General features: G+C 60.4%; 23 protein-coding genes and 2 pseudogenes. 11 read left to right on the plus strand and 14 right to left on the minus strand.

Features of this window, described 5'->3' with window-relative positions; all coding sequences use genetic code 11:
- The first annotated feature begins 233 nt into the window (after window positions 1-233).
- Window positions 234-902, plus strand: a complete 669-nt coding sequence (locus BJA_RS00290) for a hypothetical protein (protein WP_011082894.1) — start codon at window positions 234-236, stop codon at window positions 900-902.
- Window positions 903-977: 75 nt separating this feature from the next.
- On the opposite strand, the gene BJA_RS00295 is transcribed toward BJA_RS00290, so the two are convergent.
- The 4 genes from BJA_RS00295 to BJA_RS00310 all read right to left on the minus strand — a co-directional run bounded on the left by BJA_RS00295 (window position 978) and on the right by BJA_RS00310 (window position 6,811).
- Entirely contained in the window at window positions 978-1,907 is a 930-nt protein-coding gene (locus BJA_RS00295) for a DUF2493 domain-containing protein (RefSeq protein WP_011082895.1), read from the minus strand.
- 326 nt (window positions 1,908-2,233) lie between these two features.
- On the minus strand, window positions 2,234-3,292 hold the full coding sequence (locus BJA_RS00300; RefSeq protein ID WP_011082896.1) for a DUF7146 domain-containing protein: 1,059 nt from the start codon (window positions 3,290-3,292) through the stop codon (window positions 2,234-2,236).
- 56 nt (window positions 3,293-3,348) lie between these two features.
- Window positions 3,349-5,442: a ParB/RepB/Spo0J family partition protein gene (locus BJA_RS00305; RefSeq protein WP_014490278.1), complete on the minus strand. Its 2,094-nt coding sequence runs from the start codon at window positions 5,440-5,442 to the stop codon at window positions 3,349-3,351.
- Between the two features lie 172 nt (window positions 5,443-5,614).
- Window positions 5,615-6,811: a hypothetical protein gene (locus BJA_RS00310; RefSeq protein ID WP_026192137.1), complete on the minus strand. Its 1,197-nt coding sequence runs from the start codon at window positions 6,809-6,811 to the stop codon at window positions 5,615-5,617.
- A 382-nt stretch (window positions 6,812-7,193) separates the two neighbouring features.
- Between BJA_RS00310 and BJA_RS42165 the strand changes: the two genes are divergently transcribed.
- The gene (locus tag BJA_RS42165; RefSeq protein ID WP_016839828.1) at window positions 7,194-7,352 is read left to right on the plus strand and encodes a hypothetical protein; all 159 of its coding nucleotides are present in this window, start codon (window positions 7,194-7,196) and stop codon (window positions 7,350-7,352) included.
- 361 nt (window positions 7,353-7,713) lie between these two features.
- On the plus strand, window positions 7,714-7,929 hold the full coding sequence (locus tag BJA_RS00320) for a helix-turn-helix transcriptional regulator (protein WP_011082899.1): 216 nt from the start codon (window positions 7,714-7,716) through the stop codon (window positions 7,927-7,929).
- Window positions 7,930-8,196: 267 nt separating this feature from the next.
- On the opposite strand, the gene BJA_RS00325 is transcribed toward BJA_RS00320, so the two are convergent.
- From BJA_RS00325 to BJA_RS00335, 3 genes are read right to left on the minus strand one after another with little or no spacing between them, the layout of a single operon-like run.
- Window positions 8,197-9,603 carry an exodeoxyribonuclease I gene (locus BJA_RS00325; protein ID WP_011082900.1) on the minus strand — a complete coding sequence of 469 codons (1,407 nt, stop codon included), beginning with the start codon at window positions 9,601-9,603 and terminating at the stop codon, window positions 8,197-8,199.
- A 7-nt stretch (window positions 9,604-9,610) separates the two neighbouring features.
- The gene (locus BJA_RS00330; RefSeq protein ID WP_011082901.1) at window positions 9,611-10,132 is read right to left on the minus strand and encodes an ImmA/IrrE family metallo-endopeptidase; all 522 of its coding nucleotides are present in this window, start codon (window positions 10,130-10,132) and stop codon (window positions 9,611-9,613) included.
- A complete protein-coding gene (locus tag BJA_RS00335; protein WP_011082902.1) occupies window positions 10,129-10,524 on the minus strand; it encodes a helix-turn-helix transcriptional regulator in 396 nt (131 codons plus the stop codon). The genes BJA_RS00330 and BJA_RS00335 overlap by 4 nt, the downstream gene beginning before the upstream one ends.
- A gap of 134 nt (window positions 10,525-10,658) precedes the next feature.
- Between BJA_RS00335 and BJA_RS00340 the strand changes: the two genes are divergently transcribed.
- The 4 genes from BJA_RS00340 (at window position 10,659) to BJA_RS00355 (ending at window position 13,782) form a co-directional block, all read left to right on the plus strand.
- The gene (locus BJA_RS00340) at window positions 10,659-10,880 is read left to right on the plus strand and encodes a DUF2188 domain-containing protein (protein ID WP_011082903.1); all 222 of its coding nucleotides are present in this window, start codon (window positions 10,659-10,661) and stop codon (window positions 10,878-10,880) included.
- Window positions 10,881-10,955: 75 nt separating this feature from the next.
- Entirely contained in the window at window positions 10,956-12,206 is a 1,251-nt protein-coding gene (locus tag BJA_RS00345; RefSeq protein ID WP_011082904.1) for a nucleotidyltransferase domain-containing protein, read from the plus strand.
- A gap of 6 nt (window positions 12,207-12,212) precedes the next feature.
- Complete coding sequence (locus BJA_RS00350; RefSeq protein ID WP_202557271.1) at window positions 12,213-12,662, plus strand: hypothetical protein; 450 nt, start codon at window positions 12,213-12,215, stop codon at window positions 12,660-12,662.
- The gene (locus BJA_RS00355; protein WP_011082906.1) at window positions 12,646-13,782 is read left to right on the plus strand and encodes an SAVED domain-containing protein; all 1,137 of its coding nucleotides are present in this window, start codon (window positions 12,646-12,648) and stop codon (window positions 13,780-13,782) included. The genes BJA_RS00350 and BJA_RS00355 overlap by 17 nt, the downstream gene beginning before the upstream one ends.
- A 129-nt stretch (window positions 13,783-13,911) precedes the next feature.
- Here BJA_RS00355 and BJA_RS43930 read toward each other — a convergent pair whose 3' ends face one another.
- The 3 genes from BJA_RS43930 to BJA_RS42750 form a co-directional block, all read right to left on the minus strand.
- Window positions 13,912-14,139 carry a restriction endonuclease gene (locus BJA_RS43930; protein ID WP_071908403.1) on the minus strand — a complete coding sequence of 76 codons (228 nt, stop codon included), beginning with the start codon at window positions 14,137-14,139 and terminating at the stop codon, window positions 13,912-13,914.
- A 5-nt stretch (window positions 14,140-14,144) separates the two neighbouring features.
- A complete protein-coding gene (locus BJA_RS00365) occupies window positions 14,145-14,699 on the minus strand; it encodes a restriction endonuclease (protein WP_011082907.1) in 555 nt (184 codons plus the stop codon).
- A gap of 115 nt (window positions 14,700-14,814) precedes the next feature.
- The gene (locus BJA_RS42750; RefSeq protein ID WP_011082908.1) at window positions 14,815-16,626 is read right to left on the minus strand and encodes a hypothetical protein; all 1,812 of its coding nucleotides are present in this window, start codon (window positions 16,624-16,626) and stop codon (window positions 14,815-14,817) included.
- Between the two features lie 286 nt (window positions 16,627-16,912).
- Here BJA_RS42750 and BJA_RS43935 point away from each other — a divergent pair.
- From BJA_RS43935 to BJA_RS00380, 3 genes and pseudogenes are all read left to right on the plus strand, one after another.
- Window positions 16,913-17,149, plus strand: a pseudogene (locus BJA_RS43935) (HNH endonuclease signature motif containing protein); the annotation flags it as partial.
- 48 nt (window positions 17,150-17,197) lie between these two features.
- Window positions 17,198-18,337, plus strand: coding sequence for a 5'-methylthioadenosine/S-adenosylhomocysteine nucleosidase (locus BJA_RS00375; RefSeq protein ID WP_223153803.1), 1,140 nt, complete (start codon window positions 17,198-17,200; stop codon window positions 18,335-18,337).
- Between the two features lie 246 nt (window positions 18,338-18,583).
- Window positions 18,584-18,748 (plus strand): annotated as a pseudogene (locus BJA_RS00380) (JAB domain-containing protein); the annotation flags it as partial.
- Between the two features lie 120 nt (window positions 18,749-18,868).
- Here the strand turns inward: BJA_RS00380 and BJA_RS00385 are convergent.
- Window positions 18,869-19,897 carry a hypothetical protein gene (locus tag BJA_RS00385; protein ID WP_011082911.1) on the minus strand — a complete coding sequence of 343 codons (1,029 nt, stop codon included), beginning with the start codon at window positions 19,895-19,897 and terminating at the stop codon, window positions 18,869-18,871.
- A gap of 559 nt (window positions 19,898-20,456) precedes the next feature.
- On the opposite strand from BJA_RS00385, the gene BJA_RS00390 reads away from it, so the two are divergent.
- Entirely contained in the window at window positions 20,457-22,706 is a 2,250-nt protein-coding gene (locus BJA_RS00390) for an ABC transporter substrate-binding protein (RefSeq protein WP_038966619.1), read from the plus strand.
- Between the two features lie 213 nt (window positions 22,707-22,919).
- On the opposite strand, the gene BJA_RS00395 is transcribed toward BJA_RS00390, so the two are convergent.
- The 3 genes from BJA_RS00395 to BJA_RS00405 form a co-directional block, all read right to left on the minus strand.
- On the minus strand, window positions 22,920-23,783 hold the full coding sequence (locus tag BJA_RS00395; protein ID WP_236842157.1) for a hypothetical protein: 864 nt from the start codon (window positions 23,781-23,783) through the stop codon (window positions 22,920-22,922).
- Between the two features lie 103 nt (window positions 23,784-23,886).
- Window positions 23,887-24,207: a YMGG-like glycine zipper-containing protein gene (locus BJA_RS00400; RefSeq protein ID WP_011082914.1), complete on the minus strand. Its 321-nt coding sequence runs from the start codon at window positions 24,205-24,207 to the stop codon at window positions 23,887-23,889.
- Between the two features lie 165 nt (window positions 24,208-24,372).
- On the minus strand, window positions 24,373-24,747 hold the full coding sequence (locus tag BJA_RS00405; RefSeq protein ID WP_028175101.1) for a hypothetical protein: 375 nt from the start codon (window positions 24,745-24,747) through the stop codon (window positions 24,373-24,375).
- Window positions 24,748-24,954: the final 207 nt, after the last annotated feature.

Here is a 24,954-nt window from a genome sequence, read left to right on the forward strand (position 1 = left end):
ACGCAGTATAGCAGCAAATGCCAGCGACCGGAATCGTCACAAATCCGGTTGCGGGCGAATGACAAAATGACCATATTGAGCGTCAGGAGCCGATCGCCCGGGCTGCAAGCGACCCAAAAGGCGGCATCTCGATTTCCCAATCGAACACCCGAACGGCAACCATTCTGCCGGCGCGCGGTGGTCATGAAGCGCTTGTGACTGCCACTAAGACGCCGGTGTGAAATGGATTTGCCATGTCTACCATCCAAAAGAAGTGCGCAGACTTTCTGCGTATGACCTTCAACGATCTGGCCGGCGGCAAGCTCGGATCAGGTCACGCCCACGAGATCGTGGCTGCGTATTTCGGCTATGGTACCGCGGCGGCTCTAAGGGCCGAGCCGAAGTATCAGCTTGCGGCTTTGGATAAAGCCGCGATCCTGATGCCTGATCTGCGCTTGATGGATCAGCGCGTGCAGCACCTCAATGGTCTCCCTGCAGGTCTACCCAATGTTGACGAGCTGGCTTCGCTGCTCTCGAGCTTTCTTAACGCAAACGGCTACTTTTCAGGTGAGGTTTGGTACACCCGAGATCTCGAGGAGTATATCGATGTATCCTTCATTCAAGAAGATCCCATGATGATCGAGGACGCTCTCTCGGGTGAGATGGCTATGACGAATGCTTTTTTTGACGAGCTTTACATAGACAAAGTAAGCCTAGACGTCGGAGACGATGTGCTCGTGGCAAATGTCTCAGGTTCTCTCAATGGAGAGAACGATCCGGATAAGCCGTTCCACGGGGATTCGATCGCTTTCACGACGATGATAACATTTGAGCGTGTGGCCGGTCGAACCGGCTATATGCGGCCGGAGCTGGAGACGTCGGGCGCCATTGATGACTCACATTACTATGATCAGGACGCCTGAGGGCAGCTAGGCATTTCATGGCACGATTGGGCTCTCATTTCGTCTGTCGTTCTGCACGACAAGGTACGGCGGCGCTCACGAGCCGCCGTACCTCCAGACCGGGATGCCTAGCTTCTTCGCTTTGTCAGCGAGATTGTCTTGGATGCCGGTGCCAGGAAAGTGCATCACGCCGATGGGTAGCGTCTCCAGCATCGCATCGTTGCGTTTGAACGGCGCGGCCTTGGCGTGCTTTGTCCAGTCGGGCTTGAAGGCGATCTGCGGGACCTTGCGATTGTCGGCCCACTTGGCGGCAATCAGCTCGGCGCCCTTGGGCGATCCGCCGTGCAGCAGCACCATGTCCGGGTGCTTGGCGTGCACCTGGTCGAGCTTAGCCCAAATTAGCCGGTAGTCGTTGAAGTCGAGTCCACCGGTGAGCGCGACTTTCGGTCCGCGTGGCATGAGCACCTGATTTTCGGCGCGCTTCTTCGCGGCCAGGAAATCGCGGCTGTCGATCATCGCTGACGTCAGATTGCGGTGGTTGACCTTCGATCCGTTGCGCGGCCGCCATGCGGAATGGGCGTGGCGTTCGAACTCGTCGGCGGCCTGGTCGCGCATCAGCTCGAAGGCGTTGCGTCGCTCGATCAGCGTTTGCCCTTCTGCCGTCAGACGCTCCAGCTCGACGGATTTGATTTCGCTGCCGTCCTGCTCCCGCTGCGAGCGCTGCTGGGCCAGCTCGTTATCGTCGAGCTCGCGCTCGATCCTGTCGATCGCACGATGGAAGACGTTTACCATCGACCAGAGCAGGTCGTCGAGGTCGGGCTCAAGACGGGTATCGGACAGCGCCACCACCAGGGCATCGAAGATGTCGGCGACGCTGCCGGCGAGGATTCGCGCTTCAGGAAGCCCCCGGGGATCGGGATCATCGTGGAAGGGACGGTAGCCATGGAGCTGGAGTTCCTGGAGGACCTGGTCGGTCGGGGATGAGCTGTGGTGCGGCTCGAAATCGTTGTCGTGGTCGGCGGTCATTGCGGTTTTCCCTCGTCGGATCGACCGCGCCCATCGCGGCCTTCATGGCGACGAAAGCGGCAGGCGGAACGGACTTGCACCCGCAGCGCAGCGGAGGGCCGGAGCCTTGGCGGAGGACCGAAGGGGGCCGACTATTTTGTCTCGCGATGTAAAGGCGGCTCTGCCGCCGACGGAAAATAGTCGGCCCACGAGGTTGCCGGTCCGGGCCGCCTGCCGCCCGATCGCCCTCTCAGAAGGCCGTGGGGCAGTCCTCTGGCGCCGAGGGGAAACACGTTCACCGACCGTGCGGTAACGAAGCGGCCGCGTCGCCCCTCATCCCGTTTCGGCTATGCCGCCAGCTCCATAAAGCGCGCGACGTCCTGCGCCGCGATCTGTACGCGGCTTGCGGCCCGAAGGGCGTCAAATCCGAGCAGGCGAAGATCCTCGTTGAAGTCGCCAAGCTGTGGCGAGATCACGATTGCCTCGATGCCGGCCTCCTGCGCCCGATCCATCAAGGTCGCCATGGCGCCGTCACCGGCAGGATCGTCGTCCCGGGCGATGTAGAGCCGGCGGAGCGTATCCGGAAGAAGGACGGCGGAGAGATGCGCTGCCGAGAGAGCTGCGACCATCGGCATGGTCGGCAGGGCGCAGCGGAGCGACAGCATCGTCTCGATGCCCTCACCGGCCGCCATGACTTCACCAGCGACGCCAAATCGAACAGCGTGACCAAGCAGGTCGCCCATCGCCCGCTTTGGCGTGTCGATTGGCGCCTTGCCCAGCGTCGCCTCGCTGAAACCATGCGGGTCGAGCCAGGTGCGGTGTACGCCAGCCAGCTCGCCGGACAGATCGGTGACGGCGGCGATCATCGCCGGCCAGGTCTCGGTCGGGCTGTGGTCGTCGGGCCGGTAGTAGCAACGTGGGTGAAAGCGCAGGCTTCCGGTTTCGTGCAAAGACGTAATGCCGCGATTGCGGAGATACGCTTCTATGAGTGTGCGTTCGATCGGCTGCGACATGGCAAAGAGCCGACGAGCGGCCTCCGGCGATCCTCGTGCCGCGCTGGAATTGCGGAGCCGCGGCTGATTGGGCTCGGGCTCTGGATGCGGCAAGCTGAGAAACAAGCGCGCCTCGTCGAGGACGTTCTTGAAGTCGACCAGGCGGCAACTCTCGCGAATGACATCGAGCAAATCGCCATGTTCCCCGGTGGCGGCATCGGTCCATTTGCCGGCGGCTCCCTTCGCCGACTGCTTGAGCCGCACGAACATTGAGCGGCCAGGCGTATTGCGGACGTCGCCGACGAGCCAATAGCTACCTTCCCGTCGTCCGGCAGAGAGGTAGTGACGGCACACGGACTCAGCCTGCCGGCCGAGACGCCGTGCGAGATCGTGTGCGTTATCGGCCATCGTCATCCCCAAAAAGAAAAGGTCCGCCGTCGCCAGCGGACCTTGTTGTTGCTCTCGACGGCTTATTCGGCTGCCATAATCTGCTCACCGGCTCGCTGATTGTGGGCGGTCCGCTCTTCTTCGTCTTCCAGTTTGTTTTCGCTAGGCTGCTCTGGAGTTTCCTCGACTATAGATTCGACCGCCGGTTCGTCGCCAATGGCTCGGCCCAGCGTGCGAAGCGGTTCGGGCAGCCAGGCCGTGTCGGTGAGCAAGGTCTGCGCCTCGGCAGCCATGTCACCCTTCTTCAGATGCTCGATCCGATCGGCGGCGCGCTGCCCTTTTGCCTCCACCACGGCCTGGAGGATTCGCGTCTTCGTCACCCGACCGAAGAAGTTGTCTACGGTCGGTTTCCACCCCGCCGCAGCCATGTCGAGATCGACAGCCCGGGCGAGACGGTCGGCGTGAGCGAGCGCACGCGGCCGCCGATTCCAGGGTTCATGCACGGCGTTGACCGACAGGCTGACGACATGGGCAAAGAGCATCGCCTGGCTGTCGCCGTCCCACGCCTGAAGTGCGTCCCAGAGGTCGGCCGATTCCTTCGGCAAAGCCTTCGCCCAGCGCTCGTGCCGAGCGCGGATCGCCTCGGCTAAGGCGCTGTCGTTCAGGCCGAGCGCCTGGGCGCCGAAACTCACGCTCTTCAGATCCAGCTCCAGGCAGCTATCCGAGCCGTAGTGGTAGAAGGTCTTCAATGTCAGAGCATGCAGGGCCGCATGAAAGGCGACCTGCGGCTGCTCACCGAGGGCATGACGCAGGCCGAGTGTCCGATGGGTGGTGAGCTCGGTCATCAGCCGGTCGGAGATGGGCGAAAGGCCCTCGTCCTCCTCCTGCTCGGCGCCGGGCTCGACCGACACGTTGCGCTCGCCGCCTTCGTAGCTCGCGGCCTTGGCCCGTTCGGCCTCACCATCTTCTTCAGCAAGACCGGGCTCCGGCTCCGCCGACGGTTCGTCTTCGGGCCGGACGTAGCCGCGCTCAACACGAAGCTCGCCTTCAGCGCCAATGCTGACGAAGACGCCTGCGCGCACGATCTCGGCCGGGTCGAAAACAACCGGCCGGCTCTCGAGCCCCTCCAAAGCTGTTTCCAGCTCGGACAACCGTTCGTCGACCTCGTCGGGCAGTTCATCGGCGTCCGCGTGTTTCTCAGACAGCTGATCGAACTCTGCTTGCAAGGCGTTGCGGGCCGCTTCCTCCTCGGCAGTGAGGGTGACGATCTCGCCGCGAAGTTGTCGCAGACCGAAAGCGTGGCCGTAAGCGAAATCGGGGGCGACCTCGGTCCACTTCCAACCCTCGGCGGCAATCGTCTCGGATTCCGCCTTCAGCTTGTCGGCCACCATCTGGTCGACGAGCGCGACATCCTGCATCCAGCCGCCATCGTCGCCCTGAAACAGATCTCGCAGCACCGTGCCACCGGCGGCAGTATAGGCGTCAACCCCGATGAACAGCGCCCGCTTGTCGGAAGCGCGGACCGCGCCTTCTGTCAGCATGCGGCGGATGACGTAGGGCTGCTTGTCGTGGGACGCCTTCAGCCGCTCGAACACAACTTCCTGACGCTCGTGGTCGCCAGATACAGCGAAGGCCATGAGCTGGTCGAGCGTCATGCCGTCCTCCGCATAGACGTCGAGCAGCGTCGGCGAAACCGACGCGAGCTTGAGGCGTTGCTTGACGACGTTGACGGAGACGAAGAAGGCGGCAGCGATCTCCTCCTCCGACTGGCCCTTTTCGCGCAGCGCCAGGAATGCCCGGAACTGGTCGAGCGGATGAAGCGGAGCGCGCTGGACGTTCTCGGCGAGCGAGTCTTCCTCAGCGATGCCGCTATCGCGGACGACGCAGGGCACCGGGGCGGTCTTGGCGAGGCGCTTCTGCTTGACGAGCAGCTCCAGCGCGCGGTAGCGCCGGCCGCCAGCCGGGATCTCGAACACGCCGGTCTCGGCGCCGACCTGGTCGACGACGGGCCGGACACTGAGGCCCTGCAGAAGGCCCCGGCGGGCGATGTCCTCTGCTAGCTCCTCGATCGAGACGCCGGCCTTCACGCGCCGGACGTTCGACTGACTCAGCACGAGCCTGTTGAAGGGGATATCGCGCGAGGGCGAAAGGGTGATCTTGCGAACGGTAGTCGCCATGGGATGATACTCCGCGACGGGCGCCGAGAGCCTCTCTCTCGACATCAACTCGTCACGAAGCGCAGCGCCGCCCTCTCACTTTGGAGGGCGGCGTCGCAAAGCCAACGAACAGGAAAGACGGAAAGCCTCGGAACCGGAAAAGCACCGTTCCGTATCTCCGGTTGTCCGGGAATCAGGCCGCGCGGTCGAGCAGCTTCTTCGCCCGTGCCTCCATGTCGAGTCGTGCGTCCTGATGAGTCTTGTCGCGCGCGACGGCTGTGATGCCCTGGACGAAATCAAACACGCTCTCGGGCTTCCGGCCTTCCTCGGACAGAACTGTGTCGATGATCTTCGCCGTCTCGGTCTTGGAGAAGCCGCCCTTGCGCAGAAACTCGCTGCGGTCCTCGTCGGTCCGGGCGACGATCCGCTCCCGCGCCGATTTGATGCCGTTGACGAAGGGCATCGGCGAAGAGTTCGCGAAGCGTGTCAGCGCCGGCGCCGCCTCATGGGCGAAGCGCGTCGCGGCGTATTTCGAATGGCGGATGGTGATCTCCTCGAAATCCTGAACACCCCACAAATTCCGATTCTGACAGACGGCGCGAAGATAGAAGCTCGCTATGCCGAGCGTCTTCGCGCCCACCTCGGAATTCCAGCAGTAGAAGCCGCGGAAGTAGAGGTCCGGCAAGCCGTCGGGCAGCCGGCCGGCCTCGATCGGATTGAGGTCGTCGACCAGAAACAGGAAGACATCGCGATCGGAGGCGTAGAGCGTCGTCGTATCCTGGGTGATGTCGACGCGCGGGTTGTAAACGCCAGTCGACCAATCAAGCACGCCTGGGACCTTCCAGCGCGTGTCACCCGTGCCATTGCCGGCGATGCGCTGAACAGCTGCCACGAGTTCGTGGTCAAATATACGCCCATATTCCGGACCCGTCGCGGCGCGAAGCTCGAGGCGACTGCCCTGCACCTCAAGCGTTTTTATCTGCTCGGCTCGATGAAAGCTGAGGCCGAACTGCAGGTTGATGCCAGCGAGCGGTGCCGGAAGCTGACGGAGGTAAGCCGCCGGCGCTCCGACCAAGCTGGCAAGTTGACCGAAGCTCCAATGAGTCGGCGCGATCGGCGCGTCGCAACCGGGTAGCATCAGCGTCAGGCGCTCGGCATCGTCGCGGTTGGCCTCCACTCGGATCGCGGTGCTCTCGACCGTTCGGGTCCGGCTGCGCTCGCTCCGGCTGCGCACGGCGGAGTAGAGATCCGACAAGGACAGATAGCGTTCGTCCGCCGGCCGCGAGAACCATTCGGATGAAACGCGGCCGATGCGCTCGCCGCGACTCACATCCACCTTGTAGCCGCCGGCGCAGTCGTGGGCAGCGATCAAAACTTCTGCTTGGGTCATGGGACAATCTCCATGACGGGCGCCGGAGGCCTCTCCTCCGATCATCAACCCGTCACGGCGAAGCCGATCCGTCCTCTCACTCTAATGGGGGCGTTGCGGGGTCTCCCCGCAGAAGGGGGTGCGTCGGCGACCGCGGCGCCGACCAGGGGGAAGGCTTTCCCCTCAAAGGCGCACCGCCGGAATTCGCCATATCATCGGAGCAACAGGCTGCGTAACCCGATGGACCAGCTCGGAAAGTTAGTGCGCGCGCAAACAAGGGGAACTGAACATCGGAGCCAACTGGCGGGTGCTTTCGCCATTTTCATACGACAGCTTGACTTGACGTCCCACACACCGGCAGAACGATCCTCCACAGACCACAACGTCAGCGATTGAAACGAAAATGACGTTCGATATCAGGGGCAGCATCAAGAATACGAAGATCAGCTCGAACCTGTATGTCGTTTTTGAGGAACCGATCTCAAATGCGACCGACTCATTCCTTATCCGCAAGCACGAAGACGCCTCTGAAACGGACATGCTGGTTGAAATCGACGTCTAATTTATTCGAGCTGACATGCTCGACGACCGAGAGTCCATGATCGTTTCCTGCAAAGACAACGGATACGGGTTGGGAGACGATCAGCTCAAGGCATTTCTAACCAAAGACACTTCCTACAAGGACGACCTTCCGATCTTCGCGATTGGTCAGTGTACCTGCGGCCGAGAGCCGCAAGTATTTTTGCTACGCTCCGTTACGCTATCTTGCGGCTATCAACGCAGGCTGACGCGTTAACTCGCTCGCGTTTGACGCGAGCTATGCGGGGTCATCGAGAATATCGTTTTCTTCCGTCATTCTGGGTGCCAACATCTCAGTCATCTCGACCGTGACGTTTCGTGCGGCGGAGTGATGGAGAAGACGAATGACGGAGTCCAAATTCCTGACACCGGAGGAAGTGTCTGCACGATACCGTGGCGAGGTCTCCGTGGGTACGCTGCGGAATTGGCGCGCAATGCGAACTGGGCCTGCATACATCAAGATCGGCAAAGCCGTCTTATACCCGGTGGACGAGCTTGACGCATGGGATCGGGGAAATCTGGTGATTTGTAGTGCGTCGAAAGAACTGAACGTGAGCTAGCTTGAGAAAAACAAAATCGCGCTCTAATATGATGACTCAATCCGCTGGCACGCTCGAGACAACGACTCGGTTGCTGTGCTCGGAATGATAGGGAGCTAAAATCGCGAACCGCGCTGCGTTTCCCCTGTTCAGCGGTGCACCGTCAGACCACCGCTTTCATCATAAGTCGGCTCAACACTGACGCCATGTCCTCGCGGCACTCCGTCCGTGACCAAATACTCAGCGCAGAGAAGGCGACGTTGAGTTGAGCGCTCCGAACCGGTCGGTTCAGGCAATCAGCCGTGTCCGATAGGCCTCAAGCCGCGCCAGTCGATCCTGCAGATACGTGCGATATTGGATCAGAAGATCATCTGGACTGGCGAACTCGCCAAGCACCCTTTCCGTCTCTGCCATCGCCTGATCGATGGTGAGGCAGCCCGAACCGTCGCCTGTCATCTGATCGGTCAAGTAGCGCTCGACCTCCAATCGAGTAGGTTCGGGGAGAACCGAGCGCGCTTCGAAATAGATCAACCGGAGCCCGAACCAGCGCAGTCGCTCGTCCTCCATGCCCTGGACGATCGCGAGGCGGTCCTCCCATCGCGCATCGTGGAACGCGGCAATGCGTGCCTCATCAGCAGGACCGGGAAAGCCGCTATAGATGCGCTCTTCGAGGTGCGGAGATAATGCGTAGGGCTCGCGCGCAGCCATGTAAGCAGCCACAAGCCGCGCGCACAGACCAGTGTCCGCCTTCATGAGACAGGCCCGGTCTCCGGTGGCGCCCATCGAACCGCCATCCAGCATATGCTCGGGAGCGTCGTAGAACGCCGTCAGCGTGGGCGCGGCATTGATCCTGAAGCGACGAATCGGACTTGGCTTCTGCGTCAGATGAACTTGCAGTTCGAGATCGCTCATCGCGGCAAGCCGGCCCATGTCTTCGTTGAGACTCAAGCAAAGCCGGCCATTGGCCTGATCGGGATCCCTGCCGATGCAGACGACCGACGTATGATAAGCTTGGCCGCCGAAAAACTCGGTCAACACGAAGCCGTCTTCGACCTCAATGAAATCCGCGACGGTCGCTTTGTTCGAGAAGCGCACGAAGCGCTGCCACAACTCCGGAGACCTTCGATAGACCAATCGGCTCAGTTCGAGCGTCGCAAGCACATCGGACATCGCGTCGTGTGCCCGAGCATGTGCGACGCCATTTGCCGCCGCCAACTGTTGCAAGCGAAATGTCCGCCGCCCTTCTTCGCTGACCGGCACAACTAGTTGCGCAGGCGACACGGCATCGGCGGCCATCACCAGACTGAGCGCATCGGCGCGGCAGTTTCGATGATTACTTGTCAGATATGCCGGATATAGGCACTGGAAGAGGGCGTGGCGCAGCATCTCCTCGTCGAAGCGGATGGAGTTGAAGCCGACGAAAACCGCAGGGCTCCAGGAAATCAAGGTCCGGCGAATATCTCCTACCATGGTGTAGTGCGACGGCAGGCTGGAATCAGTCAACGACTCGATCGGCAATCCGTTCGTCCGAAGCGCCGAAGGATGGGGAAGCACATGTGGCTGAAGGCGCGAGCGCGTCTCGAACCGAGCCACCTCGTTCAGGTTTTCATCGGTGCGAACAGCGGCGAAGTGGAGAATCTGATCGAAGCCACGCTTAAGCCCCGTCGTCTCGGTGTCGAAAAAGACGAAGCTCATGGGTGTGCTACCAACGAGTCAACCGGAAACGCATCGCCGCCGGGCTTACCCTAAACCGGCGCGCGAGACCCTCAATCGCTGCCTCGTCCTCGAGATCCACACCACCGCCTTCCAAGACGGCGGCTAAGAGGTCGCCGGGGATCAACAGCTCTGAGGCGAAGGCGTTGGCTTCGATCTCTATCGGTTCGGTTCCGAGCGCTGAGATATCATCTCGGAAGAGAACGCGTATCCCCTTGTCGACGTGAACGGCTTGTCTGATGTCTTCGTCGTGCAGCACATGATGGGCGAGTTCATGGGCGGCGGAAAAACGCTGGCGGTTGGGATGATGTAGCGCATTGACGCCGATGATGCCGATGCCGTCCTTGATATAGGCCATGCCCGAAAGATCCTCCTCCAGCGGTGCGTACTGAAGGACGATCTTGCGCGATTTAATGATGCGTTCGACAGGGACGGGCGGCGCTGAAACGCCGAACTCCCGAAGGATCGAGCGCGCAGCTTCGCGCGCTCGACCTGGATCAGCGTCCCTCACGATCCGACCTTAGAGCCGCGGCGTGGCGCGAGCGCGCTGCTGATCAAATCAGCGACCTGGGCGCCCGCGTTCTCGGACAGCGACTCCTTCGAAAGCTTCTCATTGACCAGCGTCATCTTCAATTCCTCCCCGATGGACTTATGCGGCATTGGCGGCAGCAGGTCGGCGACCTTCGCGAAATCAAGCGCGGTGGCGAGGGCATAGACATGGTGCAGCAATATGTTCTGCCGGCCGCTCTCGATGTTGGCGATCGACGCGCGAGACATCTTAACTTTGCTCGCCAACTGGGCCTGGGTCAGCGAAAGAGCCTTGCGCCGCGTCGAGACCGCGTTGCCGAACGCTATATAGACCGGATTGCCCGCCATCGCCGATGTTTGCGCTGCTTCGGGCATAATGTCAATCCCGCAAACATTATGTGCTTATTACAAACTTACTAGTGTGATCATTACTTGACATATTGGCCAATCTCAGGAATCCATATCCCGCCGGAGAGCGCGACGCTCACCGACGAGGCGAAGGAACCGAGATGTCGAAGCGCATTCATGTCGTGCCGCACGAATCAGGTTGGGCAACCCGACGTGAGGGGGCGTTGCGGGTGGGGTCCACCCATCACACCCAAGCCGAGGCGACGGAGGCGGCGCGTAGCACTGCGCTTCGCGAGCACGGCGAAGTCGTCATCCACCGTCCCGATGGCCGCATTCGCGACGCCAACTCCTACGGAAACGATCCCTTCCCGCCGAAAGGATAACCCAACGGATCGCTCACCAGGGCGATCCGGTCGGATCGGCGCGCGGAGGTCATTCAAAGAAGAGGACCAATATCGATGTCGAATTTTCCGTCCCTGCGCCGCGATGATCGGCCTGATGATCCCTTTGCCGACCCGCTGGACGCGGTACTCGCCGAGCTTGCCATCAATATTCAGCTTCCGCCCGGCCTGCATGCCAAGGCGGTCGAGCGATATGAGGCGGTCCGACGCTACATCGAACGACCCGGTAGTCCGCTCGAAGGCAGGGTCGCCTGCTTCTATCCCCAGGGCTCCATGGCAATCGACGCAACCACGTCGACCCGCGGCACGGACGACGAGTACGATCTCGATATCGTCGCCGAGATCGAAGGCCCCGACCTCGGTCCCGAGGCGCTGCTGGATGACCTGGAAGCCGCACTCGAGAGCTACCCGGTAAGCAAGGTCGTGCGCCAAACTCGGTGCATCACGCTCTACTACGCCGACGGCATGCATCTTGACATTACGCCGTCGCGGCGGCGGGCGCCGAAGGAGAAGGAAGGCGAGATCCCGCATGCGAAGAAGGGGACTCGCAGCGACCCGGCGCGCTATGTGCCGATGAACTCATATGCCTTCGGGAAGTGGTATTGCGCCCGAACGCCTACCGAGGAGCGGTTCGCGCTGGCGCTGAATCGTCAGCTGTACGAACAGGCCGGAATCGCCTTCGCCGCAGCGGACGTCGAGGACGTTCCGCCGCAAACGCCGCTCATCATCAAGAGCGTGACGACGGTCGCGCTGCAGCTAATCAAGCGGCACCGCAACATCGCCTACGCGACCGAGACGGGCCGGATCCCGCCATCGGTGATGTTGTCGTGCCATGCCGGCCATGCCGCCCGTCCGGGCATGAGGCTTGCGGAAATGCTGATCCGGCAGGCGCGCTGGACGGCCCGCGCGATCGACGACGCCGCGAAGCGCGGCCAGCTCCTGGTCGTGCCCAACCCCGAATTTCCGGTCGAGCGTTTCACCGACCGTTGGCCAGAATCTCAGCTGCAACAGACAACCTATTCTCGCCACCTGCACACCCTCGCTAACGGGCTCGAAGCCGCCCGCACCGGCGACGTGCAGCTGGAGGACTTGCAGGAGTGGTTGCGCGGGCAGTTCGGGGACCGGGTCGTCACGCGTTCTGTCAAAGCTTTCAACCAGCGGCTCGGGCGCCAAGTTCAATCACGGCAGCATGGTTATACGCGCTCCGGCGGCCTGTTCGTTCCCGCCGCGCCGGCGATCATCGGCGCGGCGACCAGCCTGGCGCCAGTCGCGGCTCGCGCACACACCAACATGGGAGAGCGCCGATAAGTGGTGATGACGGTCGACGCCCAGATCACTGACATGGCTTCCTTGTGGCCGAACTTGAAACTCATCGGCCGCCACGGCGCAATCGCGGCGTGGCAGGGCCCTCTCCGGCCTTTGCTTCAGACGTTTCAGGTCGAGATCACTTATCGAGCGCCGCTGGTGATCGAACGGCTCGACGTGCGCATTCTCCAGCCACGCGTCAAAGTCTTGTCACCGCCGTTACGGCACCGTCCGGGCGACCCGGAGGGTAGGCTCCCTCACGTGTACTACGGTTCGGATGGCGAAGTGACGCTATGCATGCTCGATCCCGATTCCGACGATTGGTCGCCGTTCGACAGCCTCTCGCAGACAACTGTGCCCTGGGTGATCGAGTGGCTTGCCGCTTACGAGGGCTGGCGCGCAACGGGTCAATGGACAGCGAGCGGCCGCCACGTCGTAGCAGGTGGCGTCGGTGTCTAAGAGCAGCATTCCGCAAAAGGTCCAATCGGCGCTGTGGGCGCGGGCTGCTGGCCGCTGCCAATATCGTGGATGCAATACTGATTTGGTCGGCGACCTGGTGGCCGGGCGGCAAGACGGGATCTTCGGCTTCATCGCACACATCGTGGCTGACGTCGAAGGCGGCCCGCGCGGCGATCCGATCCGGTCGACTCAGCTCGCGCGTAGTCTGGAAAATCTAATGTTGATGTGCGCCCGACATCACAAGCTGATCGATCTTGACGCCGTCGCCGATCATCCGGAATCTGTTCTGCTAACTATGAAAGCCGAGCACGAGGGCCGGATCGCGATCGTTGCCGGCATCGACGAAGACCGGGCATCTCACGTCATCAGGTTTGGGGCGAGCATTTGTGACAACGAGGCGCTTGTATCGACGCAGGCGATCTTTTCGGCGATGCCGCCCGACCGCCACCCAGCCAGCGGCCAGAGGTTGGATCTTGAAATGGTAGGCTGTGCGTTTCGAGACAACGAGCCTGCCTATTGGACGGTCCAGCGCGAGAACCTGAGACGCCAGTTCGAAGCGAAGGTGCGAGGCCGCGTAGAGCGACAGGAGATTAGGCATCTAAGCGTATTCGCACTCGCACCGCAGCCGCTGCTGATCGAGCTTGGCCGGCTGCTCTGCGATATCGTTCCGGCCGTCGTTCATCAAAGGCATCGCGAACCCGCGAGTTGGCGATGGGCGTCCGATGGCCCCCCGATCACATTCCAGGTCACCGAACCGGATATCGGGCTGTCAGGCTCGGTCGCGCTAAAGCTCGGTGTCAGCGCTACCGTGACCGACGCGCGACTCCAGGCGGTTCTCGGCGACGAAGCCGCGATCTGGTCGCTCTGCGCGGATCAACCTCACAACGACGTCTTGCGGCGAGCTGACGATCAGGCCGCATTTCGGCGCGAACTCCGACGGCTCTACGACCGCATCAAGGCTCGGCATGGCGAGGGAACGCTGCTGCATGTTTTTCCCGCGCTTCCCGCCTCCCTGGCGGTCGAGGTCGGCCGCGTCTGGATGCCCAAATCGGATCTTTCCCTCCGGCTCTACGACAACAATCGATCGCACGGGTTCATACGGACCTTCGATATTCCCTAAACCCGATGCGACAAGCGCGCGGACATCTTCCTGTCCGCAATCCTCCTCGCCGCTGCGATTACCTGGTGGATCAATTAAGTCCGGACCCAAGCCCTCTCTCGTAGAGGCATGTATCCGAACGGGAGAAGCCTATTTTTTCAGGAGGCCACCAAGCCACTTTTGAAGGCTGTCACCGTTCATCAATTCGAGACGCGTCGGCAGAAAGGGAGTTATGAACGGATCAGATATTAGCCTTGGCGGAAAGTCCGACGTTGTAGTCAGGATTCCCTTAGAGGCATTCTGCTCCCCGCTGAGTACGCCCAGCAATGCACGAATGTCATCATATGAAACCTCGTTCCTCGGCTTATACGCCTTCACCGATCCTATGATCTTGATGCAACCAACCCCCTTCGAACAGCTATGACATCCCGTCCGTGATCCCCTGAGCGTGGCGTTAATGTCACCTCGTCGAACCCCGCTTTATCGAAGGCACCAGCGACGATCTCTTCCCAACGCGTCGCAGAAAGTGAATACGCTTGGCTCCAATCCGATTGCAGGCTTGCTACAATTTCATACCAAACCGCTGAGTTTGCCTTTATTAGAAATCCCTCTGCCGTTTTACGATCTGCCAGGACGATCTTGTGATCTGGTGTAATGATTCCCGCTACTCGCAACTCCGCTTGCTTATTCCCCTCGGAAAACCGCCGAGCGATAAACGACTCGAACACTGACGGAAGCCTGTCTTCGTAGATCAAGTCAGTAATTTTGATCTTCTCTGGTGGAATTTCCAGATTCCTAAAATCCACTAGTCGTGTGAACTCTAAAAGAATCGGAAACGCTAATTTCTGCGCAATAGGAAACAGCTTAACGGGCATGTAGAATATCAGTTGCTGCGCTAGGCGAACCCTTACCTCTTCCATCTGCTGCAAAGTAAGCATGGCACGCGCTCTTTACTACAACTGCGCATAGGTTAGCAGTCAGCCGGCTGTCGGGCCTTAACAGCCGGAATAGCCAAATCGCAGTTTCGAATACCGACTCCGTGATCAGCGCCTGCTAAGTTTGACAGATCACGTATCCATGTGCGTTCATTTCGGTACACGCCGAGAAGAATGACATCAACAGCCAATAGAGCTGAACGAAGTATGGGTCTGGCGCTTGGCCGGCTGCGACTTCCTTTAGCGCCTCTTCAACAGCACCGCGGCTCAGCGAAGAGGTCACGATGAAGACCCGACGAATTGCATCCGGCGCAAGCCGCACTTGAGCGAATTCGTTCATTAGCTCGTCGGCATCGCCTCGGACAATCCTCTTGATCCGGGTTTTGACTCCGCTACCGCTTACATACTTGTTGTTCCAACCACGAATTTTCGCTTCCATCGATTCCGGCGGAAGGCTCATACGCTGCAAGTTCTTAATTGCTTGGCTCACGGAGATATGGAACGGCCCAGCACCGAGCGATAGTGGACCATGCTTTGCGTGATAAAAGGTAATTCTAGGCGGGCTGCTGGAGTTGTTTAGCCCAATATAGTCCGCCCATTCGTCGCCAAGATCGTCGCACACAAGCACATCGTCCCCGTCCGCAACACTCGCTTCGATCACACCGAAAGTGGAGTCAGCATCAAAGGTGGCCTTTCGCGTCGAAAAGTTACCCTTTTCATCAGTCACTCCGTCTAGGAGCGGATCAGAGCGCAAATGGCGCAACAGGGCTGCGCCACCATCTACAAAGCCTTCGTCGCGGAACAAGGTCCCGTCGATGTAAGCTAAAGAGAGGGCGTCGAACAGCAATATGAACTTATCCTCGCGATCGATGTAGCGTCGGAGCGAGATCCGATTTGGATCGTGACCGAGAGCATACTCTGTACTTTCGACCTCGATGCCGGCAGTGATCGGCAATTGCAAGTCACGCAATGCTACGCGAGCTTGGTTGATTGCAATTGCTCCAACCGAATCAGCACCGTCGAAGATATCCATCCTCTTTCCGTCGCCGCTGACCCTAAACGCACGATCGAGCTCATTTAACGCTGCATCGATTTCATGCTTGGAGAGTTGAGTGAGTCTACCGCTATCTTCATGTACAAGTCTGATTTCGCGATCGACATGGATCGCATCAACAAATCCCGCAACGTCGACGGCAAAACTTGTTGGACGCGCGGTGCCGCCAATACTCGCCAAATCGATAGCGCGGGCTAAGGTACGGAGAAAGCTGGCAGGTGCAGCTCTTCCACCTACCAGCTCGTCAATTACAGATTTCGCGTACTCCACAAGTGCGAGGTGATCGACCCGATCAGACCGCTGCCCTATCCTGCCGGTGCTAGGAGTTGTAGAATAGTGGTCAGTTCCCGACCGGACCGCGTACGCCTGGGGCACATACCGGTTTGCGCCAGCAGGCCCGACAACATTTTGTAGGTCATCGGCTTCGAACGTTTTACTCCTCATCACGTGCTTGGAGACCGACATGTTTCGAAGCCGAATCTTTTCGAACACCGCTCCCTGCCGTGCGACCGCACGATCCACGCGTTCGGCTGATACTCGACCGAGATAGCGGGTGAAAAATCCTGCCGGAAGATCGAGCTTGGATTTAAGAATCGCGAGATGATCGCGATATTCGATCAAAAGAATAAATCCGCAGATTCGTTCTCGGATTCCTGCGTCTTCGGTTAAGAATGAAGGCGAGCGGTCATAGAGGAAGGAGATCGCAGACCAACGCGCGCGCCCAGCTTGGACGCGCCGATGGTAGAATATGTTTTGGGAGGCCGAGGGCTGGCTTGCCCGAACTTGGCGAAAAAGGTCATCCAATGCGGCATTGCTCATCTGCCGCTTAAGAATGTGAAAATTTGCTGTTTTTGCAACGCGAAGAGAGTCGATCATCCATCCCCCGTCGCGTTTCCGCGCGGAAGTACGCCATGTCAATTAAGACGGACCTTCAATATGATCAACTTAAGCGCGAATGCCTCCACGATGCAAATGGAAAGAACATGCCCCCCGCAAAGAAGAGTTAGAAGGCTACTCGATGTCGCGCAGCTCTAGACGGCCTGCTCAATAGCAACGTTAGCCACAAAGTGTCGGCTTATCGACACGTATCCGGTTGATGGGCGTTGAAGGCTATGATCTCTTGACTACGGGGCGACGGCATGCGGAGCGTGCTTGAGGTGCTATGCGACGACAACCCAGTGATCGTTCGATAAAGATTCTGTTCGCTTCTTCGGGGGGCCTATGCGCTTTCCCGGGATGTACAACGCAGCTCGTTCAGCCTCAATCTCGCGCATTACTGGGCGAACTCTGCCACATTCGTGCGGCCTCTCCCGGGGGGCCGAGATTCGATCCCGCGCAATCCGAAGAGTCGCGCAACGACGCAGACAACTTGATCATCCTATGTCCAACGCATCATCGTTTGGTCGATCAGGATCCGACCACTTACACAGCGGATTCGTTGCTTCTCATGAAACGGCGCCATGAGAGCCGCGTCGCAGCATTTCTCAGCTCGGTTGCTGTCGAGCTTACTGACAAGCAGGCTACCGACCTCTCGCGACAGGTGGAGGACGAATCAGTCGACTTCGCAGTTGTCGTCGCGTTGCGGAAGGAATTGGCTGCGCTTAAGCATTATTTTCCTGAGCTGGTACCGATTTCGTCGACATCGGATTCGACCCGCACGTACCTTCGCGGAACGATTCCAACAAGACGCGGCGGCTCGTATCGAGTTGTTGCCACTCTCCTTCATTCGATGGGAAATCTCGATGCCGCACATGCGACATCGGACCTCATCCACAAATGGAAGCCGCGATTTGTACTTGTGAATGGAATTGCTGGTGGAATCTCTAGAAAGGATCAGGGCTTCGGCGATATCGTGGCCTCGAACTCCATTTTCTATTATGAGCTCTCGAAGGTTCGACCCAATCATCAGGAGCATCGAGCTCGGCAATTTCAGGCGGACCCCATCCTCGTGGATGGAATACTGAACTTGACCGACTCAACGTGGCGCGCACATTTGCCTTCAAGGCCCGATGGGAAAAGCGCGAGCGCCATCGAGCCGAGAATTCATGTCGGACCAATTGCCTCTGGAGAGAAGGTGATTGCTTCAAGCGAGGCTGCCCAAGAGCTTCGGTCGTTGCAACGCGATCTCATCGCAATTGAGATGGAGAGTGCAGGAGTCGCTTCTGCGGCATTCAGCGCTGTCAAGAAGGTGGGATTCTTGACGATCCGAGCCATCTGCGACTTCGCCGACGGCAAAAAGAATGACATGTGGCAAGAGTACGCAGCGTATTCCGCGGCTTCGTGCTTGCGAAGCTTCATTGAGTCGCGCCCAGTTTCCCTCTCGGAGGGGGCGTGGCCGAAGTCCGTTGCTTCGGTAGCGGCAACGAAGTCGCGTATTTCGATAGCTCAACGTAAGAAATTGTTCGATGAGCTGTGTACGGCGTTCGATATGGAAGAGTTTAAGAACCTTTGCTTTCTCCTGGGCGTGGACATTGACGAAATTCCCGGCGACCGCAAATCGGCCCGGGTCAGAGAGCTAATTTTACTGTTCGAGCGGCGCGATACGTTGCACGTATTGGAGGAAGCCGTCGATGAAAGGACACGTTAACGGAAAACCTGAGCATTCAGGCTGATGCTTTCGGCGGTGTCCGTAAGCCGTCGATACGCACTGAAATGCATGTCACGGACAGATCGGGCATTGAAACAAGGACTCCAATCGAAGCGGCCAGGACCGAGCGTGAACTCTCGTGACTATCACGAACAATCACCCACTACATGCCCCAGTCTCCGCCTCCTACAGCTCGATCAGAATCTAAAATAACAGCAAACTCAAATAGATAATAGACGCCGCAGGCTCATGCACAACCACCCTAGCGGCGATCCCTCGCCCTCGCAGGCCGACATCCAGATGACGAAAGCGATCATCGACATCGCCAGGCCGCTCGGCATCGCCGTGCACGACCACATCATCGTCGGCAAGAACGGGCATTCCAGCTTGAAGGGGATGAAGCTGATCTAACGACGTCGGCTCTTGGGGCTAAAGCGGACCTTACCGCGAACTTCGCAAAACGACGCGACTGACCCAAAGGCGACATTCAACGCCTGGAGTGATTTCCAGCTTCTGTCTGATCTTCGGATGCTAGCCGGGGAAGTCGCGGAACTCCTTGACGAGATTAAACGGAATTTTCCACCCGGCGCCTCCCCCGCGCATCAGCATCTTGATGTCTTCCGCCCTGTTTTCTTTTCCGGTTTTCGGATCGGTCTCCAGCGTGTGGCCTTGGCTGTCCCAAGGTTTGCTCGCGCTCTTCGAGTAGTAGCCGAGAAAATGGCCGGATTCATGGGCAGACGTGTTAGGCCCGCGTTGCGAGCTGATGAAGGCAAGGTCCAGCGATCGAGCAAATGAGCCATTGGCGGGGCCGCCATTGGACCAAACCTTATCGACGCAAAAAATGGTTAGATGGGCGCCCTGAACTTTGTGTTTGACGAAGAAGCCCTTCAGTTTTTCGACGTCGATCACATCGGGAAAGGTCGCTAGGCTCGCATCCTTCATGCCGGTCGCAGTGGCGAGGTCCTGTTTGACGGCAGCCTGCGAGTCGTCGATGACCAGCCAGTCGCTTGGCACCCGCTCGAAGCGGATGTTGGCCTGCGGCCTCCATATATTGTTCATCGTCAGCAATTCATCTTGCTCGTTGCAAGGCTTCTTGGCGTGAAACGCCGGAGCGCCGCCACTCCCCGGAACCATGACGTTACGGAACGCCACCTTGATCTTGATTTCCGGCAGCACGACGACATGGAGCTTGGCTTCGATCTTCCGGCCGGCCGACCGGGCCACCACCTCCAGGCCGGGAAAGCCAATCGGCTTAATCCGGCCATTGATTTCGAAAAACCGTGCATCGCCATTGAAGGTGGTGGGAAGTGACGCCGCCCTGAGCTGCGGATCGATATCGGGTTCGGAGAAGGTGTCTCTGGCTTGCATTACGCGTCTAAGGGTATCGGCGCCATCGATCTCCTTGATCCCGAGGGCATGGGGGTTAGGATCGACTTTGAGCTTTCTTCCGGGATCGATCAGCGCCACGATGTTGGAGCCGCCGAACGGCACCACCATGCCCGGCGGGCTGCGGCGCTCATCGATGCCGGAGCGGCGGAAAACCTCTTGAAAAGCGGCCATGTCTGGTTCTCCTGTCTTAGTTCGGTCCGTCAACGCGAAATTTTGCGCGCGGAATGAGAGCCTCCTTCGGCGGCGGGAACACCATCTGGCCGGCCCCCGCGGCGAGATGCAGAAAATTTCGGCGGCGAAGTTTCATGGCAGTCCCTCCGCAACAATTGGGCACGGACGGCAGTAGGCGTAGCCTACTCCGCTTTGCGGAGAACGCGGAAGGCCAATCAATGTCCGCTTCTGGCCCATCAGAGAAGTGGCGGAACGCCTCATTGAGGTCCGTTCAATCAAGCGCCTCGTCGGCCGCGCTCCACGGCCAGAACGAAAGCCGTTCCGAGCGATCCGGCGAATGCGCGCGGTGTCAGGCCGGGTATGTGAATGACCGAGGCCACGGCCGACGGCCCGGACTTCCGGCACCACGCACTTTCCTTCATCCGCCTTGAATGGTCGTAGATCTTGCCGGTAACGATGGGGCGGGCTTGAAAAACGCTCTCAGCGGCGGCAATCTCGGCTTGATTGAGGCCTCGATCTGGAGAATCTCGGCTTATGCCGATCGATGCGAGGATCGACGATGAAGCAGCGGCTTATAATGTGGCTTGCCGTTGTTGCGGGCGTCGCCCTGGTGCTCGCCGTCGCCTGGGCCGCCATCCTGTGGACTCGCCCGGAGCCTATTCGCATCGCCTTCGCCAATTCGCTCTCTGGACCGTCGGCCCCGGCCGGGACGGAAAGCCTGGTCGCGACGCAGCTTGCAATCGACGAGGTGAACGCCAAGGGTGGCGTCAACGGACGGCTAATTGAACTCGTTCTGTTCGACGACGCAAGCGATCCAGCCGTGGCGCGCGCGAACGCGCAGGCGATCGCCGACAGCCCATGCGTCGCTGTGCTCGGCCATTATCTCAGCTCCGCTTCGCTCGCGGCCGCGCCGGTATATAAGGATGCGCGGATTCCGGCGCTCACGGGAAGCGCGGCTGCCGACGATCTGACATCCACCAATGATTACTATTTTCGTGCGTTGGCGCCGGTCTCCGCGCAGGCGCGCTCGATCGCGGAACATCTGCGCGCCGTGATGAAGGAGCCAAAAGTCCGTCTTGTTCACACGCGCGATTCCTACGGCAAGAATTTTGAGCATGGATTTGCCGCGGCCTATCCGGCGGAGCAGTTGCACGTGTTCGGACTGGACGTCGCAGCCGGTCAGATCGGATCGATGGATGGGACGCTAGCCGCTGCCGCGCAGGAGCCCGGACCCGGCGTTATCGTCGTCGGCGCGGCACCCGATTTTAGCCCAGACATCGTCAAGGCGCTGCGCCGCCACGGCATCAAGGGAACGATCATCGCATCCCAAGGCGCGGCCCGCGAAAGCTATTTGCAGAATTTCGCCAACGAGCCCGAGGAAAAATCGCATCCGGGTTTCTTCAGCGAGAATCTGTATGCCGCTTCATCGCTGATGTTCGACAGCGCAGGCGTGGCGGCGCAGGCCTTTGCCGTCGACTACAAGGCGAAAGCCGCTACCTCGCCAAGCTGGGTTGCCGGCGGCGCGTATGACGCCGCGCGCCTGATGATCGATGCGCTGAAACGAGCTGCCGTACATCACCGGTTTATGGGGCAGGGGATTCAGAAACGATCCGACAGCAAGGTTGCGGATCGCGACCGGGTGCGCGCCGCACTGGCCGCGATCGACAGTCCGAAATCGGCGGTCGTCGGGCTGACGGGGCGGCTCTATTTCAACGCGAACCGCGACATTCCGCGCCCGATCCGAATGGGTTTCTTCCATTACGGTCGGTTCGTCACGGCGCCGCAGCAACTCGTGCGCATCGATCAGCCTGATGGAATCGATCTCGCCGCGGAACAGGAGAAGGGCCATGTCATCGCGTTCGAGGATCGGCGCTACTGGATTCAGCGCGTCGTCTATACCGGCATCGACATCATTCGCGTCAGCCGGATCGACGTGAAGCAAAATTCGTTCAACGTCGACTTCTATCTCTGGATGCGATTCGCTGGCGACGATGAGGCGCAGACGCACGTCGAATTCCCGGCATTGCTGGATCGCGGGGCGTTCGATCCAGCTCGGCCGATTCAGGCTGGACACGAAGACGGCCTGAGTTACCGGCTCTATCGCATCAACGGCGATTTCAAGGCCCATTTCGATCTCCATGATTATCCATTCGACACGCAGCAATTGCATCTACTTTTTCAGAACACGGAACAGCGGCGGGAGCTCATCACCTATGTCATCGATCGGTTCGGCTTGCGCCTCGCCGACGACGGAAGCTCGCGGGCCGAGGACGGGGCCTATTCCGGGCTTCCGCTCTGGCGATTTCTCGGGCTGAACTATTTCGTCGAATCCCTGTCCAGCGGATCGACGCTCGGAAAGGCGCCTTTGTTTGGTGCCGAGGCAAGGACGGAATTCGCAGGCTTCGATGCGGCCATCATGCTGCGCCGCAGCTCCGCCATCTACATGCTGAAGAACCTACTGCCGCTGTTTCTGCTCGTGCTCGTCGTATTCGCCACGCTGTTCTTTCCCGAAACCATGTTTCGTGAACGCGTGACGATCCCAGTGACCTCGATCCTGGCGAGCGCGGTGCTGCTCGTAGCGGTGAACAGTCAGATCGGCGATGTCGGATACACGGTGGTGGTCGAAGAGATGTTCTACATCTTCTTCGTACTATGCCTGATGGCGATGTTGGCGGGCTACAGACATGAAAAACTTCGGGACGCGGGCCGAAAGCGCGTCGCTGTTGTTTCGGATCACGTAGCACAGATCATTTATGCCGGGACGGTGCTCGCTATCATCGTCGTGCTCTACCGGCGTTATGCCGTGTGAGGCAGGCGTGGATACCTCGCCGGCCCGCCACACATCGCCAGGTCGCTCGGCATCGCCGTGCACGACCACATCACCGTCGGCAGAAGTGGCCACGCCAGCTTGCGCGGGATGCGGTTGATCCAGGGCTCCAAATCGTGGCGGCGGATTGAGAGGAAGTCCCGCCTATCTTATCAGTGCCTGCCGCTGAATCGGCCGCATGGCTCTCAGGCCATCTCACCGAACCAGTTGCCACCCTTTCGGCGTCCAGCGCAGCAGCGCGGCGGAAAGCGGCTTCGGCGCGCGCGCCATGACGTTCCTGGCGAGCGTCCGCAGCGCGTCGAGCGCGGCGCCGCTGTCTTCGCTTGCATAGAGCACGAGATCGGCCGACGGCGCCGCCACGATCAGGACGCCACCCTGGGCCTGCGCGAGCGGCGCCCAGCTGTCGATCAGCGCAAGCCGGCTGGTCTGATAGTAGTCTCCCTTCAGCGTGCCGAATTGTCCTGATGGGACCGCCTTTGCGGCGGTCGCGAGCGGCTTCATGCTGCTGCGCAGATTGGCGATGGCGATGTCGAAGACCTGGTCCGGCTTCAGGCCGAGCGCAGCACGATCCTTGTCATTGAACACCCGTATCGTCCGCGGCGAATCCAGCACCGGGACGATCACCAGCCCCTCTGCCAGGGGCCGCGTCAGGGCCGGACCGCGCGCATCGACCTCCCGAAGCGCCTGCCGCATGTAATCGGCCGAGCGCACGACCACGCGCAGCGCTGCTCTGGTGGGAGGATCATTCCGATTGCTTGTCGTTGCCACGACGCCGCTGACATAGGTGCCGATCTCCTTGCTGCAGGCGCCCGTGTTGGTCTTGCAGAAGGCGTAGATGCGATCGAGGTTGGCTTGCAGAGGGCCGATCGAAAGCGTCAGCGGCCCCTTGATCACGACAGGGGTGTCACGAATCTCGGCGCGGATGCGCTCGGCCACGAAAGCCGTAAACGCGGGTTCGTCGGCTGGAATCTGTTGCGCGCGGGCGGACCCGGCTCCGACGAGATCGCCCGCTGCGATGACGGCGATCAGAAGCCGGCACATGCGAGATCGGATAGTCATGCGATCCACCACCCCGGGATGGCGGCCCGCGGCCGATGCTCACCCCTCCCCGCCAAGTCAACCGCCGGCCGCCGTCAACCCCGCGACGCCGGCGGCTGAACGATCAATAGCAATATCGGGGATCGACCGGGACGTAGCGGCCGTCGGGGCGCTGCATGTAGCAGCCGCGCTGATAGGCGTAGTAACCGGAGCGGCGGCGCTCGCCCTCGGAAGCGATCGCGGCGCCCGTTCCGGCACCGACGACGGCCCCGATTGCGGCACCGCGGCCTCCACCGATCGCGCCGCCGAGGATCGCCCCGCCGACACCGCCGATGATCGCGCCGCCGACGGCGTCCTGGGCCGCCGCCTCATGCACCGGCATTGCCATCGCAACCGTCAGACACGCAGCGATCCCAAAACTTCCAATGCGAAGACCTCGAAGCATGCTCGACCTCCCCTGTGGTGAGCTGTGTCATAGCGCCGGAAGCGGATTCGGGCCAGAAAAATAGCCAGCGCCGCCACCTGGACGCGCCGTGATGGCGCCGGGGGGCTCTGCGAGGCGGCAGCTCAGACCGTGCCGGGTGCGGTGCACATGCCGGCCATCTCCGTGTCAGGGCTCGATCCAGCGCTGCACGGCCTCGGCGGTGTCGGCGGGCGTGGTGTTGAAGCAGATCGCCGCATTGGGCGCCAGGCGGTGGACGAGGTTGAGCACCTTCTCGAACAGCAGCAGGCGCTGCTTCGGCTCGCGCAGGCCCGCGCCGATCACGATGCAGTCGAAGCTCTCGTCGCGCAACGCCGCCGTCACCGCCGCTTCCGCAGCCGCGTCGAGATCGATCAGGCAGCTCGTGACCTCGTAACCGAGACCGCGCAGGCGCAGCAGCTGGGTCTCGATATAGTTGCGCACGAGCTCCGGCGTGAGCTGCGGGAATGTGCTGTAGTCCGCAACCCCGGGTTCGATGCCGATCGCGAGGACGCGCTTGGCCATGCAAGCCTCCTGAGCAAGCCTCCTGACCGTGTGGGCTGCTAACGGGCGGACGCCCCAGCAGGTTCCAGGATCGCGGTGACCCGCGTTCGCAAGCCACATTCGGCTTGCGACCTCCGAGCGCAGTGCTGCCGCCGATTTCCCGCTCAGGCTGTAACCCATTTCACACACGCCGGGCCGGCGACCTGTCACATTCTCGCAGATTACGCT

Source organism: Bradyrhizobium diazoefficiens USDA 110 (assembly GCF_000011365.1).
GTDB classification, from domain to species: Bacteria; Pseudomonadota; Alphaproteobacteria; order Rhizobiales; family Xanthobacteraceae; genus Bradyrhizobium; species Bradyrhizobium diazoefficiens.

Bases quoted from the DNA above. Each gene is read 5' to 3' on its own strand.
- BJA_RS00290 (WP_011082894.1), top strand. From the start codon at position 234: ATGTCTACCATCCAAAAGAAGTGCGCAGACTTTCTGCGTATGACCTTC.
- BJA_RS00295 (WP_011082895.1), bottom strand. From the start codon at position 1,907: ATGACCGCCGACCACGACAACGATTTCGAGCCGCACCACAGCTCATCC.
- BJA_RS00300 (WP_011082896.1), bottom strand. From the start codon at position 3,292: ATGACGATGGCCGATAACGCACACGATCTCGCACGGCGTCTCGGCCGG.
- BJA_RS00305 (WP_014490278.1), bottom strand. From the start codon at position 5,442: ATGGCGACTACCGTTCGCAAGATCACCCTTTCGCCCTCGCGCGATATC.
- BJA_RS00310 (WP_026192137.1), bottom strand. From the start codon at position 6,811: ATGACCCAAGCAGAAGTTTTGATCGCTGCCCACGACTGCGCCGGCGGC.
- BJA_RS42165 (WP_016839828.1), top strand. From the start codon at position 7,194: ATGACGTTCGATATCAGGGGCAGCATCAAGAATACGAAGATCAGCTCG.
- BJA_RS00320 (WP_011082899.1), top strand. From the start codon at position 7,714: ATGACGGAGTCCAAATTCCTGACACCGGAGGAAGTGTCTGCACGATAC.
- BJA_RS00325 (WP_011082900.1), bottom strand. From the start codon at position 9,603: ATGAGCTTCGTCTTTTTCGACACCGAGACGACGGGGCTTAAGCGTGGC.
- BJA_RS00335 (WP_011082902.1), bottom strand. From the start codon at position 10,524: ATGCCCGAAGCAGCGCAAACATCGGCGATGGCGGGCAATCCGGTCTAT.
- BJA_RS00340 (WP_011082903.1), top strand. From the start codon at position 10,659: ATGTCGAAGCGCATTCATGTCGTGCCGCACGAATCAGGTTGGGCAACC.
- BJA_RS00345 (WP_011082904.1), top strand. From the start codon at position 10,956: ATGTCGAATTTTCCGTCCCTGCGCCGCGATGATCGGCCTGATGATCCC.
- BJA_RS00350 (WP_202557271.1), top strand. From the start codon at position 12,213: ATGACGGTCGACGCCCAGATCACTGACATGGCTTCCTTGTGGCCGAAC.
- BJA_RS00365 (WP_011082907.1), bottom strand. From the start codon at position 14,699: ATGCTTACTTTGCAGCAGATGGAAGAGGTAAGGGTTCGCCTAGCGCAG.
- BJA_RS42750 (WP_011082908.1), bottom strand. From the start codon at position 16,626: ATGATCGACTCTCTTCGCGTTGCAAAAACAGCAAATTTTCACATTCTT.
- BJA_RS00375 (WP_223153803.1), top strand. From the start codon at position 17,198: ATGAAACGGCGCCATGAGAGCCGCGTCGCAGCATTTCTCAGCTCGGTT.
- BJA_RS00385 (WP_011082911.1), bottom strand. From the start codon at position 19,897: ATGGCCGCTTTTCAAGAGGTTTTCCGCCGCTCCGGCATCGATGAGCGC.
- BJA_RS00390 (WP_038966619.1), top strand. From the start codon at position 20,457: ATGAAGCAGCGGCTTATAATGTGGCTTGCCGTTGTTGCGGGCGTCGCC.
- BJA_RS00395 (WP_236842157.1), bottom strand. From the start codon at position 23,783: ATGACTATCCGATCTCGCATGTGCCGGCTTCTGATCGCCGTCATCGCA.
- BJA_RS00400 (WP_011082914.1), bottom strand. From the start codon at position 24,207: ATGCTTCGAGGTCTTCGCATTGGAAGTTTTGGGATCGCTGCGTGTCTG.
- BJA_RS00405 (WP_028175101.1), bottom strand. From the start codon at position 24,747: ATGGCCAAGCGCGTCCTCGCGATCGGCATCGAACCCGGGGTTGCGGAC.